The sequence below is a fragment of the Lactobacillus rizhaonensis genome, from assembly GCF_036246345.1.
GTDB lineage: Bacteria > Bacillota > Bacilli > Lactobacillales > Lactobacillaceae > Lactobacillus > Lactobacillus rizhaonensis.
The window spans coordinates 222,226-234,857 of sequence record NZ_BTTV01000001.1 but is presented as its reverse complement, the minus strand read 5'-3'; the positions used below and the strand labels follow the sequence as shown (position 1 = coordinate 234,857).

Below are 12,632 nucleotides of genomic sequence, written 5' to 3'. Positions count from 1 at the left end.
TTCAGACGTACAGCAGCACAGAAAAAAACATTAGGGTTGAGCCTAAAATAACGAACAAATGCCAGATTACATGAATAAAAGGAATACCTTTCATTGTATAAAAAAGGGCACCAACTGTATAAGCTACGCCCCCGCCGACTAAAAGCCAGAATCCCGTGGGACTTAGTCGAACATACAAGTAGTTGCCAGCCAAAATTACAAGCCAGCCCATTGCGACATATAAAATGGTATCAAGTATTACATGCTTACCCCTATTAAAAATATAGTAAATGATACCAAATATAGCGATGATCCAAACCAAACTAAACAGTAAAATACCCCATTTGCCACCAATGGCGACTAGTGAAAAAGGGGTATATGAACCCGCAATTAGTAGAAAAATTGATGAGTGATCAAAAATTTGAAAAACATTGCGGGCGCGGGTAAAAATTAAACTATGAAAAAGTGTTGAAAATAAATAAAGAAGAAGCAAACAGGAACCATAAATAGTAAAAGTTACGATTCTTAAAAGGCTATGAGTTGAAACTGCTTTAATGATTAATAGAACCAGACCTGCTACTGCTAAACAGAAGCCGATACCATGGGTGACAGCACTTAAAATGTTATCTATTAAGTAGTAAGTTTTAGATCTTTGAGCAGGTTCCTGCCACAATTTTTGCAATTTCATCATGAAACAGTTTGTTCGCTTTCTTTTATTTACAAGTTTTTTTGCTATAATAATTTATAATTAATACAGTTCACATTCTATCATAAAATGAGAACATCTAAGCAGAATTGAGGGCGAGTACGTTGTCAGAAATTAAAATTTTGACTGATTCTTCCGCGCAATTAACGCCAGAAGAAATAAAAAAATATCATATTACCGTTGTGCCTTTGTCGGTCACAATTGACGGCAATACCTATATTGATGGGGTAGAAATAACCAGACAGCAATTTGTCCAAAAAATGAGTGAGTCTAAAAAGTTGCCAACCACCAGTCAACCACCAATCGGAACAATAGTTGACACCATTAATGAGCTGACTAAAGATGGCAGTGAAGTGATCGGCATTTTTCTAGCCAAAGTATTAAGCGGAACAATTGATGCTGCTCGTCAGGCTGTGAAAATAACGGGTAAATCTGATCTGGTTCATATTGTTGACTCTGAATTGACGGATCGTTCTGAAGGTTTTCAGGTTTTGGCTGCTGCGCGCGACATTGCTGCAGGCAAGACCGTTCCTGAAATTTTAGCTCATATTGAAAGAATTAAAAAAACTCAGCGTTTGCATTTACTTATTGTCAATTTAGAAAATGTGGTTAAAGGTGGACGTTTGGGTCCCTTAGCCGGCAAAATTGTTAATATGCTTAATATCAGAATTGAATTGCAAATGCCTAATGGTCATTTGAAGATTGCTAAAAAAGGTCGAGGCAAGAAGTTCTCTTTAGCTTTTGATAAGCGAGTTTTAGATGAGATCGAGGCTAATAAAGAAAAAATTAAAGAAGTTGGCATATCATATGTCGCTAATGGTAGTACACCGCAGAAGCTCCTTGATTTGGCCCAGAAAATAAAAGATATCAATTCAAAAATAGATGTTTTGGTGAGAGAAACCAGTCCTATTATTGCTACACACGCAGGGATGGGTGCTTATGCAATTTTGTATTATACGGAGTAGAAATTGGCATATAGAGAAAGCTTTTATCGTTATTTGATGACTCAGCGTAATGCTGATTCAAATGATGAAGTTGCGCAATTTGCAAATAACGCACAAAATGATCAGACTTTTCCTAAACAAGAACAGAATTATGAAAAATTATCTGATTATCTTGAGCTCAATGCTGGCTATTTACCAAGTATGAGCATTTTTGATAAAGCATATCAAATGTATCGTGAAAAGATGACGTATTAATTTAAGGCTTCCTTTGAAATTTGAAGCCATTTTAGTTTGGGAAAGGCAGAGAATGGTTAATATTCAATGGTATCCGGGACATATGAATAAAGCTCGGAATCAACTTGAAGATAAAATGAGTTTGATTGATGTCATCGTTGAAGTTCTGGATGCAAGAATTCCTCAGTCATCACGTAATCCAATGATCGAAAAATTGGTGGGAGATAAACCACATTTAATTATTTTGAATAAGGCAGATTTAGCTGATCCAGTAATGACTAAAAGATGGCAAAAGAAATTCACCACCAAAGGAAAATATGTTATGGCTTTGGATTCTCTTCATAACACTAATATGCAGATATTAGTGAAAATGATTAAAAAAGCCGCTGCTAATAAAATTAATAAGTTGACGCAAAAAGGAGCAATTAGCCCAGTGATTAGAGTGGCTATTGCAGGTATACCTAATTGTGGTAAGTCAACCATTATTAATCGGCTTGTGGGCCGAAATGTGACTCAAGTTGGTAATAAACCGGGAGTGACCAAGGGACAAAATTGGTTAAAAACTACTGAAAATATTCAAGTTTTAGATACCCCAGGTATTTTATGGCCTAAGTTTGAAGATCAAACAGTTGGATTAAAGCTTGCAGCTCTTGGTGCCATTAAGGATACCGTTTTTAGTGCCGATGATGTAGCTTTATTTGTTTTATCAAAATTGCGCAAACACTATTTAAACGGTCTAAGTAAGTTTGCCCGCACACCAAAAACTGAAATTGAACGAATTAATGATACGGATTTGTTATTGGCATTAACTGAAGAATATGGCATGCGTAATGATTATGATCGCTTTTCCATGTACCTACTACAAAGGCTGCGCAAGGGAAAAGTAGGAAGGATTACATTAGATCGCATATGACGATTCAAGAAATTAAAAAATTACTTGCTAAAGGTACAGTTAGTCCTGAAGATTTGAGTATCTTGAAAAATGATACGCGTGTTAGTGTGCAGAAACTTCTGCTTAGTTACAATAATCGTCAGCAAAAATTAACCAAGAAAAAAGCGGCTTTTTTAAAAAGATTTACCTATGAAAAAACTTTTTGGGCAAAAAAGCAAATAGTTGCAGGCGTAGATGAAGTGGGCAGAGGTCCATTAGCGGGTCCCGTGGTGACAGCGGCTGTAGTGATTGATAACAGTTTTGATTTAGTTGAGGTCAATGACTCTAAAAAATTAAGCGCCAGTCGGCGTTTAGAATTATATCCATTAATTTTAGAAAAAGCAGTTGATGTGGCGGTTGGAGTTAAAGGTCCTGAAATTATAGATGAGGTAAACATATACGAGGCAGACCGGTTGGCAATGGCCGAAGCCGTAAAGGACTTATATGTAAAACCTGATGCTTTGCTGGTTGACGCCATGCAGGTACCGGTCAATTTACCCCAAGTTCGATTAATTAAGGGAGATTCTAAATCAAACTCTATTGCTGCGGCTTCGATTATAGCAAAAGTTTTCAGGGATAAATTGATGGCAGATTATGCCCGAATTTATCCTGAATATCATTTTGATGAAAATGCTGGATATGGCACTCAGACTCATATTGAGGCTCTTAAAAAATACGGGCCATGTCCTATTCACCGCAAGACTTTTGCGCCTGTAAATTCTTTTTATCAATAAAAAATATTCCTCCTTTTTACGTATTTGTATTTAGGAGGTTTTTTATGAGAATTACCAACTTTCTTTTGCGCCTGAAATTACAAAAAAACATTGGATATGTTAAGATGTTACGAGTTGCGAGTCAGTTAAATGAAGAAGACATCTCTATTCAAACTATCAGAAATTTGGACTTGACAAACAGCTTGATTAAAACCTGCATTAATGCTTATAATGACATGCGTGCAGACAAAATGATTAAAAGAGTAGAAAAGCAATGTCAAATTATCAGTTTTTTTGATTCTGAATACCCTGAGAACTTACGTCAAATATACCAGCCACCGCTAATTTTATTTTTACAGGGTAATGTGCAATTGCTGCAGAAAAACATTGTGACAATAGTCGGTTCTCGGCAGGCTACCAGTTACAGCAGTATTGTTTTGAATAAGATTGTACCTAATTTAATAAAGAATAACTATGTTATTGCCAGTGGCTTGGCCAAAGGCGTAGATGTAATGGCTCACAAAACAACATTAAAATATCATGGTCAAACAATAGCGGTGGTAGGTAATGGTTTAAATCATTTTTATCCTATGACAAATTGTCATGTGCAGGAACAGATTGCTCAAAAAGGTTTAATAGTAAGTGAGTATCTGCCAGACACTCCGCCAAAGCCTTTCAGATTTCCTCAGCGAAACAGAATTTTGGCTGGTATAGCTGAAAGTGTAATTGTCACAGAAGCAAAGCAAAAATCTGGTTCTTTAATTACAGCTAATTTAGCTTTACAAGAAAATCGTAATATCTATGCTGTTCCGGGGCCAATTACTAGTGAGCTTTCTCAAGGACCTAATAAACTCATTCAAGCAGGGGCTTATCCCATTACTGATTTTGATTTCTGACTTGAAAGATTTGACAACTAGTAGTTAAATATTCTATTCTCAATTAAGTATTTAAAAAAGAATTTAATGAGGAGGCTTTTGATGCCTACTAAATCAAAGCCAAAGAAACGTAAAAAAACATTAGTAATAGTTGAGTCTCCAGCAAAGGCTAAAACTATTGAAAAATATTTGGGGCGTAATTACCGTGTTATCGCTTCAAAAGGACACATTCGTGACCTACCGAAATCACAGATGGGAATTGACTTCGACAATAATTACAAGCCAAAGTATATTTCAATTAGGGGTAAGGGCGATACCATTAAGGAACTTAAGTCTGAAGCAAAAAAAGCTAAAGATGTATATTTAGCGTCTGACCCCGACCGTGAAGGTGAGGCCATCGCCTGGCATGTAGCCCATGTTCTTAATTTAGACCAAAAAGACAAAAATCGAGTTACTTTTAATGAAGTCACTAAAGATGCAGTCAAAAACAGTTTTAAAAATCCCAGAACCATCGATATGGATACTGTTAATGCCCAACAGGCTCGCAGAATTCTGGATAGAATTGTGGGTTACTCTCTGTCTCCTATTTTATGGGAAAAAGTAAAAAAAGGTTTGAGTGCCGGACGTGTTCAATCGGTTGCTTTAAAGTTGGTGATTGATCGGGAAAAAGAGATCAAAAACTTTAAACCTCAGGAATATTGGACAATTGATGCCGAATTTAAAAAAGCGGCAAAAACTTTTAAAGGCCAATTTTGGGGGATAACTGGTAAGAAGACTGATTTACCCGATAACGATGCAGTACAAAAAGTTTTAACTAAAATCGATAAAAAGAAAATTTTTCAAGTTGAGAATGTGGTTAAACGTGAGCGTCGCCGTCAGCCTGCTGCTCCGTTTACTACCTCCACTTTGCAGCAGGAAGCCAATAAGCGCTTGAATTATCGCACCAGAAGAACAATGAGTATTGCCCAACAATTGTATGAGGGAATCAGTCTGGGTAAGCAAGGCACTGTTGGTCTGATTACCTATATGAGAACTGACTCCAAGCGTACTTCTCCGGTAGCACAGGCTGAAGCTTCAAAATTTTTAAACGAGAAATACGGTAAAGAATACGCAGCAAAAGGGGCTCGCCATTTTAAAAATCAAGAAGATGCTCAAGACGCCCACGAAGCAATTCGTCCAACTAGCGTCTATCGAACACCGGAGTCGCTTAAATCCGCTTTAACAACGGAACAGTATCGTTTGTATAAGTTAATCTGGTCCCGCTTTTTAGCCAGTGAAATGACTCCTGCTGTATATGATACGGTAAGAGCAGATATCACTCAAAATGGGATAATTTTCAGAACTACTGGTTCTAAAATGAAATTTGCTGGGTTTACCAAGGTTTATGATAACCAGCAGGAAACCAATATTGAACTGCCGGAATTAAATAATGGCGATGAAGTCAAATTGACTAAATCAGATAATAAGCAACATTTCACCATGCCACCTGCTAGATATACCGAAGCAAGCTTAGTTCATTCGCTAGAAGAAAATGGTGTCGGTCGGCCTTCAACTTATGCGCCTACTATTGATACAATTCAGCGTCGTTATTACGTTAAATTGGATGGTAAATCGATTGTACCAACCGAATTGGGAGAGATCGTGGACAATTTAATTGAGCAGTTTTTCCCTGATATCGTCAATATCGATTTTACGGCCCAACTCGAAAATGACCTCGACGGAATCGAAGAGGGCAAGAAAAATTGGGTTAAAGTTATTGATGAATATTACCATCCCTTTAAAAAAGAATTAGACAAGGCCGATGCCGGTATTAAAAAGGTTCAAATTAAAGATGAGCCTGCAGGATTTAATTGTGACATTTGTGGTGCACCAATGGTTATTAAAATGGGGCGTTATGGTAAGTTTTATGCTTGTTCCCGTTTCCCTGATTGTCGTAACACGAAAGCAATAGTGAAAAAGGTGGGTGTTACCTGTCCTAAATGTGGTAAGGGTGACGTAATTGAGAAAAAGTCTAAGCGTAATCGTAAGTTTTATGGTTGTTCGCGCTACCCGGATTGTGATTTTGTTTCTTGGGATAAACCGATTAACCGTAACTGTCCCAACTGTGGTCACTTTCTCATTGAAAAGAGAAATAAAAAGGGGCCTGTTGTTCTCTGCCCGAACGGCGATTACAAAGAAGATGCCAATAATGAGAAAAACCCGCTAGAAAGTTAAATTTATGTTAATATCATCAGATCATTTGTGGTTTGATGATATTCTTGTATATAAGAAAATAATTTTAGTAAAGGAATATGATGATATGCCTGAAAAAGTAACTGTAATTGGTGGTGGCTTAGCTGGGAGTGAAGCAGCTTGGCAATTAGCCAAACGGAGAATCAAGGTTGATTTTTATGAAATGCGTCCGGAAAAAATGACTCCTGCTCATAAAACAGACCAACTGGCCGAGCTGGTATGTACCAACTCAATGCGTTCGAATCAATTGTCTAATGCGGTTGGGTTACTAAAAGAAGAAATGCGGCAACTTGATTCATTAATTATGGCAGCTGCTGATCATTCTCAAGTTCCTGCAGGAGGAGCGCTTGCAGTTGATCGGTCTGAATTTAGCGGCTATGTCACAAGCAAGTTGCACTCTTTACCTAACATTAATTTTCACACAAAAGAGATTACACAAATCCCGTCTGATCCAATCGCCATTGTGGCTACAGGTCCTTTAACTAGTGACAAGCTTGCCGCAGAAATACAAAAGTTTTCTGGTGCAGAAAGTCTGCATTTCTTTGATGCAGCTGCTCCGATAATTGCTGCTGATTCAATCGATATGAACATCGTTTATAAGAAATCACGTTATGATAAGGGGGAGGCTGCATACTTAAACTGCCCCATGACAAAGGAAGAGTATGAGAATTTTGCGCGAGAATTAGTTAATGCCGAAACGGCTGAAGTTCACGATTTTGAAAACAGTGATGTTTTTGAAGGTTGCATGCCGATTGAGGTAATGGCAAAAAGAGGACCTAAGACAATGCTTTTTGGCCCCCTTAAGCCAGTAGGGTTAGAAGATCCGACTACTGGCAAAATTCCTTATGCTGTAGTTCAGCTTAGGCAGGATAATGCAATAGCATCAATGTACAATATAGTTGGTTTTCAAACACATCTTAAATACGGCGAACAGAAACGGGTTTTTTCAATGATTCCCGGTCTTGCTCATGCTCGTTTTATTAGATATGGTAAAATGCATCGCAATACTTACATGGCTTCACCAGCAGTTTTAACGCCAGCGTATGAGGCAAAAATGCAGCCTGGCTTGTTTTTCGCCGGTCAAGTTACCGGGGTTGAAGGTTACGTTGAAAGTGCTGGCAGCGGTCTTGTTTGCGGAATTAATGCTGCTAGAAGGGCTAATGGGCAAGAACCGGTGACTTTTCCCAAATTAACTGCTTTAGGTTCGATGGCTAATTATGTCACTAGCGCGGATATTAAGAATTTTCAGCCAATGAATGCCAGCTTTGCACTGATTCCTGGACTAGAAGGACCTAAGGTCCGTAATAAGAAAGAACGTCATTTACAAATAAGCCAGAGAAGTTTAGAGAGCTTAAAGGAATTTCAACAGAAAGTATTGAATTAAATGAATGAACAACAAGATGATTTACTGGCTCTTTTTACCGCATATTTACGTAATGAGCGTCAGTACAGCCCTAAAACAATTAGCTCCTATCAGACCGACTTAAAATCTGCAAAAAGGTTTTGGCAGGATTCGGGAGGATTTAACGGCTGGGAAAAAATAGGTAGAAGAGACATTGAAATATATCTGCAGCACTTAGCCGATCAAAATTTAGCGCGTTCGACACAGTCGCGGAAGATGTCTAGCCTTAGGTCGTTCTACCGCTTTTTAACCAAACGCAAAATTGTTAAAATAGATCCGACACAGACCATAATTCTACGTGCCAAAGAGCGCAAATTACCTCAGTTCTTTTATGCTCCTGAACTTAAGCAGGTTTTTGACTCATTATCTGGAACTGATCCGTTAACTTTGCGTAACTTGGCATTACTTGAATTGTTTTATACTACGGGGATGAGGGTCAGTGAAGTAAGCAATTTAAAAAGAAAACAAATAGATTTAGATTTAAAGATAATTTTAGTTCATGGTAAGGGTAATAAAGATCGTTATGTTGCTTTTGACGATCAGACTAAAGCTGCTTTGGTCAAGTACTTGGAAGATGGTCGCAAGCAACTTATAAATGACCAGGAAGATTCTGGCTATGTATTCCTAAACAACACGGGAAAGCGGCTAACAGAACGCGGTATCGAGTATATAATGCAAAAAGTTTTCAACGGAGCCGGCATTAATGGTAAAGTACATCCGCACGAGTTGCGCCATTCATTTGCGACGGCAATGTTGAATAACGGTGCTGACTTGCGTAGTGTACAAGAACTCTTGGGCCATGATAATTTGTCAACTACACAAATATACACGCATGTAACTATGAGTCATTTGCAGGCAAACTATGAAAAATACTTTGCTCGCAACGATAAGAAAGATGAGGCAAAATAATGACAACAATTTGTTCAGTAAAATTTAATGGTAAAACCGCAATTGCTGGTGATGGACAGGTTACCCTAGGCGAAAAAGTAATAGCCAAAGCTACTGCCAAAAAAATAAGACGTATTTATCATGATCAAGTGGTAATTGGTTTTGCTGGCGGTGTAGCTGATGCTGTCAGTCTGCAGGATATGCTTGAAGGCAAACTGGAAGCTTTCGGTGGAGATTTACGCAGGGCAGCCGTTGAAATGGCGCAGGCTTGGCGTAAGGATGCAACTTTGCAAAAGCTGGAAGCAATGCTAATTGCGTTTAATGAAAAAGATCTTTTGCTAATTTCAGGCAACGGTGAAGTGCTTGAACCGGATGAAAATGTAGTGGCGATTGGTTCTGGCGGTAATTTTGCCCAAGCGGCTGCAATTGCAATGACCAGACATTCTTCAAATATGACTGCCAGTGAAATTGCTCATGAAGCAGTTGAAATAGCCTCTGGAATTGATATCTTCACTGATGATCAGATTATCACAGATGAATTGTAATAACGGAGCGTAAAAAACATGGAAACCAAAACACCTAAACAAATAGTTAACTTACTTAATGAATATATAATAGGACAGGATGAGGCCAAGAAGGCTGTTGCTGTTGCTTTGTATAATCGTTATCGCAGAATGCAACTGCCAAAGAAAATGCAGGAGGATATTACTCCCAAGAATTTGTTAATGGCTGGCCCTACTGGTGTTGGTAAAACAGAAATTGCCAGAAGATTGGCCGCAATTGTCAGTGCTCCATTTGTTAAGGTAGAAGCTACAAAATTTACTGAAGTTGGTTATGTGGGTCGTGATGTGGAATCGATGGTCCGCGATTTGGTCAATGAAGCGGTTCGTATGGAAGAAAAGGATCAATTTGATCGCGTTCGCCCTCAGGCAGCTAAAGAAGCCAATAAAATTTTAGTACGCTTGCTTGTGCCTGGAATTAAGCGTGATAAGCGAAAGAATCAAATGCAGGAATGGCAAGACATGATGTCAATGATTATGTCGGCTGGTCAAAACAATGATCAGACTTCCCCGGCAGAGCAAGAAGAAATAACAGATGATATTCGCAATGAGAGATTGACTGTTTCAGAACAATTAAATAAAGGTCTGCTTGAAAATCGTGAGGTTACAATCGAGGTTGACCAGGCACCAAAGGTTAATCCGATGGGTGACATGATGGGACAAATGGGAATAGATATGAGTTCAATGCTCAATGATTTAGTACCTAAGAAGAAAATCAAACGAACCCTGCTTGTAAAAGATGCCCGGGAAGTTTTAATTCAGCAAGAATCCCGCAAAATGGTTGATTATGATTCTCTTTATCAAAAGGCAATTGAACGTACCGCAAATAATGGGATCATTTTTATTGATGAAATTGATAAGATTACAGCTGGCAACCAGAAAACTTCCGGTGAAGTATCGCGTGAAGGTGTACAAAGAGATATTTTACCAATTGTTGAAGGTTCAACAGTTCAGACTAAATATGGTCCGGTAACTACTGACCATATTCTCTTCATTGCAGCTGGCGCTTTTTCAGAGTCCAAGCCGAGTGATCTTATTCCCGAATTACAAGGACGTTTCCCAATTAGAGTGGAACTTAATGCTTTGTCAAAGGATGACTTTGTCAAAATCCTTAAGGACCCAGAGGACTCATTATTAGAGCAATATGTTGCACTGATGAAAGCCGATGGGATTAAGTTAGTCTTTACACAAGAAGCAGTTGAACGGATTGCGCAAATTGCTTACGATGTCAACCAAGGAACAGATAATATTGGTGCCAGACGTTTGTCAACAATTCTTGAAAAATTGCTGGAGGATGTCTTATACGAAGGCCCGGACATGACGATGGGAGAAATTACTGTAACTGAAGCATACGTTAATGAAAAACTTAGTGATATAATAACAAATAAAGATCTAACTAAGTTCATTCTTTAACAAAGGTGATGATTAAACATGAATTACACTATCAAAAATAGCATTCTTAAAGTTGAAATCGCTAGTAAGGGTGCTGAAGTGCAAAGTGTAAAAAGTTTACATAGTGGATATGAGTATATTTGGCAAGCAAATCCCCAGGTCTGGAATCGACATGCTCCTGTCCTTTTTCCAATAGTTGGAAGACTGAAAAATGATGAATATACTTACCAAGGGAAAACCTATCATTTAACTCAACATGGTTTCGCCCGTGATTTAGAGTTTAAAGTGGTGCGTCATACAGATGAAAGTATTACATTTTTGCTGACTGACTCTGAGGAGACCCGGAAAGTTTATCCATTCAAGTTTGAACTACGGGTGAATTACAATTTGCTCAATAATCTTTTAGAAGAAAACTTTACCGTTGTTAACAAAACAGATGGCGAAATGATATTTGGTATTGGTGGTCACCCTGGATTCAATATTCCTACAAGTAATACTTTATCTAAGGAAGATTTTTACTTTAGTACCAAACCTTCTCGTGCACGTGTTCATATCCCCTTGAAAGGTGCATTTTTGGACTGGCCTAATCGGTCATTGGCTTCTACAAACAGCTTAATTACTCTTAGTGATCATCTGTTTAAAAATGACGCACTGATTTTTCAAATGCGGGGCCACGATAATAGGGTATCTTTAAAAACTGATGCTAATAATTTTCATGTAAATGTTTGGTTGCGAGATGCACCATTTGTGGGCGTGTGGTCACAATATCCAACAACTGCAGACTATGTCTGTATTGAACCGTGGTGGGGTATAGCAGACCGTGCTGATACTAACCAAAAGCTGGAAGAGAAATATGGTATGAACCATCTTGCAGCTGGAGGAACCTTTACTGCTGGTTTTAGTATGGCTTTCCATGATCAAGATGAATAAATTTTTTAGTTCAAGATAGCAAAGGCAAAAAAGGAAGTAAGAGGCTTCCTTTTTTCATGTCTTCAAAATAAAAAGCAATTATTGCGAACAAATGTTCATAAGTTTATAATAAAATAGCTAGCTGTTGATGCTAGCCATATTTATTTTAATTGTATTTACAGTTTATGGTGCCTTTTCTTATACCAATACCATAAGCCAAAGGGAATAATGTTTTCTTGGTGATGTAATAAACGTTTAATATTGCTTCTGTGACGAATAAACAAGATAATCATGATGCAGCCAACAATAATTTCCAAAAAAACATCATGAAAAAAGAAAGTTGCAATAAATATCAGAACAACGGCAATCAGGCTTGAAAGGCTTACATAAGACGTGATAAAGACTAATGGTAGAAAAATAAGAGCACAAATACCAAAAAACTTGAGATTATAACCTAAAAAGAGCCCAGCACTCGTTGCTACAGCTTTGCCGCCCTTGAATTTAAGAAAAATAGAGAATGTATGTCCCAAGATCGCCAGGCCACCGGATATTAGGAGAACATATTTGGGCACATTAAGATGAAATATCCTTGGTAAGTTGGTAGCGAGAGTTCCTTTTAAAACATCAACAATGAGAACCACACTGCCGGCAAACGGTCCGAAAACGCGAAAAGAGTTAGTGGTCCCAATGTTGCCGGAGCCATAGTTTCTAATATCTTCTGCAAAAAAGATTTTACCGACGATCACGCCTGTAGGAAATGACCCTATTAAATATGCTAGAATAAATATCAGAATTAAATTTAAATTTATCATTTTTATCCCACTCTCTTAAAGTCTAATGCTATTTTAGCAGAGATTATTGCGTTTG

The 12,632-nt window shown here is 38.0% G+C and carries 13 protein-coding genes; 11 read left to right on the top strand and 2 right to left on the bottom strand.

Annotated features, from left to right (window positions below):
• Position 1: 1 nt before the first annotated feature.
• A complete protein-coding gene (gene trhA / locus AAA915_RS01115) occupies positions 2-667 on the bottom strand; it encodes a PAQR family membrane homeostasis protein TrhA (protein WP_338199811.1) in 666 nt (221 codons plus the stop codon).
• A 122-nt stretch (positions 668-789) separates the two neighbouring features.
• On the opposite strand from trhA, the gene AAA915_RS01110 reads away from it, so the two are divergent.
• From AAA915_RS01110 to AAA915_RS01060, 11 genes are all read left to right on the top strand, one after another.
• The gene (locus tag AAA915_RS01110; RefSeq protein ID WP_338199122.1) at positions 790-1,650 is read left to right on the top strand and encodes a DegV family protein; all 861 of its coding nucleotides are present in this window, start codon (positions 790-792) and stop codon (positions 1,648-1,650) included.
• Between the two features lie 3 nt (positions 1,651-1,653).
• The gene (locus AAA915_RS01105; protein ID WP_046324806.1) at positions 1,654-1,884 is read left to right on the top strand and encodes a YozE family protein; all 231 of its coding nucleotides are present in this window, start codon (positions 1,654-1,656) and stop codon (positions 1,882-1,884) included.
• 52 nt (positions 1,885-1,936) lie between these two features.
• Positions 1,937-2,776 carry a ribosome biogenesis GTPase YlqF gene (ylqF, locus tag AAA915_RS01100; protein WP_338199120.1) on the top strand — a complete coding sequence of 280 codons (840 nt, stop codon included), beginning with the start codon at positions 1,937-1,939 and terminating at the stop codon, positions 2,774-2,776.
• Positions 2,773-3,528, top strand: coding sequence for a ribonuclease HII (locus AAA915_RS01095; protein WP_338199118.1), 756 nt, complete (start codon positions 2,773-2,775; stop codon positions 3,526-3,528). The genes ylqF and AAA915_RS01095 overlap by 4 nt, the downstream gene beginning before the upstream one ends.
• Positions 3,529-3,572: 44 nt before the next feature.
• A complete protein-coding gene (gene dprA / locus AAA915_RS01090) occupies positions 3,573-4,403 on the top strand; it encodes a DNA-processing protein DprA (RefSeq protein ID WP_338199116.1) in 831 nt (276 codons plus the stop codon).
• A gap of 81 nt (positions 4,404-4,484) precedes the next feature.
• Positions 4,485-6,596 (top strand): type I DNA topoisomerase, encoded by a 2,112-nt coding sequence (topA, locus tag AAA915_RS01085; RefSeq protein WP_338199114.1) that lies wholly within the window; start codon positions 4,485-4,487, stop codon positions 6,594-6,596.
• Between the two features lie 85 nt (positions 6,597-6,681).
• A complete protein-coding gene (trmFO, locus tag AAA915_RS01080; protein WP_338199809.1) occupies positions 6,682-7,998 on the top strand; it encodes a methylenetetrahydrofolate--tRNA-(uracil(54)-C(5))-methyltransferase (FADH(2)-oxidizing) TrmFO in 1,317 nt (438 codons plus the stop codon).
• Positions 7,999-8,925, top strand: a complete 927-nt coding sequence (gene xerC / locus AAA915_RS01075) for a tyrosine recombinase XerC (RefSeq protein WP_338199112.1) — start codon at positions 7,999-8,001, stop codon at positions 8,923-8,925. It begins immediately after the preceding gene.
• Positions 8,925-9,449, top strand: coding sequence for an HslVU peptidase proteolytic subunit (gene hslV, locus AAA915_RS01070; protein WP_046324812.1), 525 nt, complete (start codon positions 8,925-8,927; stop codon positions 9,447-9,449). Before xerC ends, hslV begins: the two co-directional genes overlap by 1 nt.
• 18 nt (positions 9,450-9,467) lie before the next feature.
• Positions 9,468-10,877, top strand: a complete 1,410-nt coding sequence (gene hslU / locus AAA915_RS01065; RefSeq protein WP_338199110.1) for an ATP-dependent protease ATPase subunit HslU — start codon at positions 9,468-9,470, stop codon at positions 10,875-10,877.
• Between the two features lie 18 nt (positions 10,878-10,895).
• Positions 10,896-11,786, top strand: a complete 891-nt coding sequence (locus tag AAA915_RS01060; protein ID WP_338199108.1) for an aldose 1-epimerase family protein — start codon at positions 10,896-10,898, stop codon at positions 11,784-11,786.
• Positions 11,787-11,941: 155 nt separating this feature from the next.
• Here AAA915_RS01060 and plsY read toward each other — a convergent pair whose 3' ends face one another.
• Positions 11,942-12,577 (bottom strand): glycerol-3-phosphate 1-O-acyltransferase PlsY, encoded by a 636-nt coding sequence (gene plsY, locus AAA915_RS01055; RefSeq protein WP_338199106.1) that lies wholly within the window; start codon positions 12,575-12,577, stop codon positions 11,942-11,944.
• Positions 12,578-12,632: the final 55 nt, after the last annotated feature.

Excerpts from the sequence above, each read along its gene's own strand:
- topA (WP_338199114.1), top strand. The coding sequence starts at position 4,485 with ATGCCTACTAAATCAAAGCCAAAGAAACGTAAAAAAACATTAGTAATA.
- AAA915_RS01060 (WP_338199108.1), top strand. The coding sequence starts at position 10,896 with ATGAATTACACTATCAAAAATAGCATTCTTAAAGTTGAAATCGCTAGT.
- AAA915_RS01095 (WP_338199118.1), top strand. The coding sequence starts at position 2,773 with ATGACGATTCAAGAAATTAAAAAATTACTTGCTAAAGGTACAGTTAGT.
- trmFO (WP_338199809.1), top strand. The coding sequence starts at position 6,682 with ATGCCTGAAAAAGTAACTGTAATTGGTGGTGGCTTAGCTGGGAGTGAA.
- dprA (WP_338199116.1), top strand. The coding sequence starts at position 3,573 with ATGAGAATTACCAACTTTCTTTTGCGCCTGAAATTACAAAAAAACATT.
- plsY (WP_338199106.1), bottom strand. The coding sequence starts at position 12,577 with ATGATAAATTTAAATTTAATTCTGATATTTATTCTAGCATATTTAATA.
- ylqF (WP_338199120.1), top strand. The coding sequence starts at position 1,937 with ATGGTTAATATTCAATGGTATCCGGGACATATGAATAAAGCTCGGAAT.
- hslV (WP_046324812.1), top strand. The coding sequence starts at position 8,925 with ATGACAACAATTTGTTCAGTAAAATTTAATGGTAAAACCGCAATTGCT.
- xerC (WP_338199112.1), top strand. The coding sequence starts at position 7,999 with ATGAATGAACAACAAGATGATTTACTGGCTCTTTTTACCGCATATTTA.
- trhA (WP_338199811.1), bottom strand. The coding sequence starts at position 667 with ATGAAATTGCAAAAATTGTGGCAGGAACCTGCTCAAAGATCTAAAACT.
- hslU (WP_338199110.1), top strand. The coding sequence starts at position 9,468 with ATGGAAACCAAAACACCTAAACAAATAGTTAACTTACTTAATGAATAT.